Annotated in this window: 1 protein-coding gene; it reads left to right on the top strand. The window is 41.2% G+C overall.

All coding sequences use genetic code 11. The annotated features are described in order from the left end of the window. Window positions 1-89: 89 nt before the first annotated feature. Window positions 90-1,698, top strand: a 1,609-nt coding sequence (locus tag HWQ49_RS14535; RefSeq protein ID WP_188208353.1) for an IS1182 family transposase, incomplete at its 3' end; no start/stop codon positions are given.

The following is a 1,698-nucleotide window of genomic DNA, read 5'->3' as shown; positions in this document are numbered from 1 at the left end:
TTTTTACGTTTTTTTCATTATTAAAGCAGAAAAAAAGGACTCCCTCTGCTATGATTAAAGTACCACCAAAAACCATGGGAGGGATCCTTTTGTTTAAACAGTATAACATGAATCAAGTGATTTTGCCTTTAGATATGGAAAGAAAATTACATAAAGATGATATTGCGTTTACGATCCATGAGATGATCGAAGGTATTCCAGAGGAAGCATTCGAGCCGTTTCTTCGCGAAACGGGCACCCCTTCTTATCATCCTAAAATGATGATGAAAGTTATCTTATGCGCTTACACCCAATCCGTATTTTCTGGAAGAAAAATCGAAGCCCTAGTCCAGGACAGTGTGCGCATGATGTGGCTAGCACAAGGCTACGAACCAAGTTATCGCACCATTAACCGGTTCCGAGTGAACCTCCATGTACAAAATCTTCTCCGTGAATGCTTCGTACAATTCCGCAGTCAGCTAGTCGAAGAGAAGGTCATTGATCAAGAGGCGATTTTCATAGATGGTACAAAGATCGAAGCAAACGCCAACAAGTACACGTTTGTCTGGCGTAAATCGACCGAACGACACAGTCAGAATTTAATTGAGAAATCAAATACGATGTATGAAGAGCTGTTGGAACAAGAGGTCATCCCTGCGATGGAACGGGAAAGTTCAGACGAACTTTCGACGGAAGAACTTCAATCCGTCGTGAATAAGCTGGGTGACCACATTGAGGATTTCAATCAAAAGATTGAAGCGAGCGATGATACAGCGGTACGGAAACAGCTCCGTTCCGATCGAAAAAAGCCTAAACAGTATCAGAAACAGTTCAAGGATTTTCTTCAGCGAAAACAAAAATATCAAACCGATATGGAGATATTTGGTGAACGCAATAGTTACTCCAAAACGGATCATGATGCGACATTCATGCGTATGAAAGACGATCACATGAGAAATGGTCAATTAAAGGCTGGGTATAACGTTCAACTTGCGACCGAAAACCAGTACGCTCTTGCTTATGATGTTTTTCCGAATCCAACGGACGTTAGAACATTGATCCCCTTCTTAGACCGTATAGAGAACGATTTTTTTGAATTACCTCGATATATTGTAGCGGATGCAGGGTATGGCAGTGAACAAAATTATCAAGATGTGCATGAAAATCGTGAACGGGAAGCTCTGATTACTTTCAACACGTATCGTAAAGAAAAGACCAAGAAATATCAAAAGGACCCTTCCAATTCGGCCAATTGGGCTTATGACGAAGAAAAAGATGCTTTCACTTGTCCCAACGGACAACAAGTCCCCTTTCGATATACATCGCAGAAAAAAGATCGATATGGGTTTACGAGAACCGTTAAAGTCTATGAGTGTGAGGACTGTTCTTCCTGTACGTTACGGGCTGAGTGCAATAAGAGACAAAGTGGACGCAACCGAAGAATCTACTTTAATCCGACATGGGAAGAACAAAAAGCTTATATAAGAGAACAGCTTTCGGAAACGAAAACAGGTGAACTTTATGGTCAAAGAAAAATTGACGTTGAACCTGTATTCGGTTTTCTGAAGGCGAATTTGCGTTTCTCTCGAATGTCAGTGAGAGGAACTGACAAGGTGAAAAATGAGTTAGGGTTTGCATTCATGGCTGTAAACCTAAGAAAATACACCTCAAAACCCCAGAAGGTTTCCGGTAGGACACCTTACCATCCACAGAAAAAAG

This window comes from Alkalibacillus aidingensis, assembly GCF_014595945.1.
GTDB classification, from domain to species: Bacteria; Bacillota; Bacilli; order Bacillales; family Alkalibacillaceae; genus Alkalibacillus; species Alkalibacillus aidingensis.
This window is presented reverse-complemented; position numbering and strand designations above follow the sequence as displayed.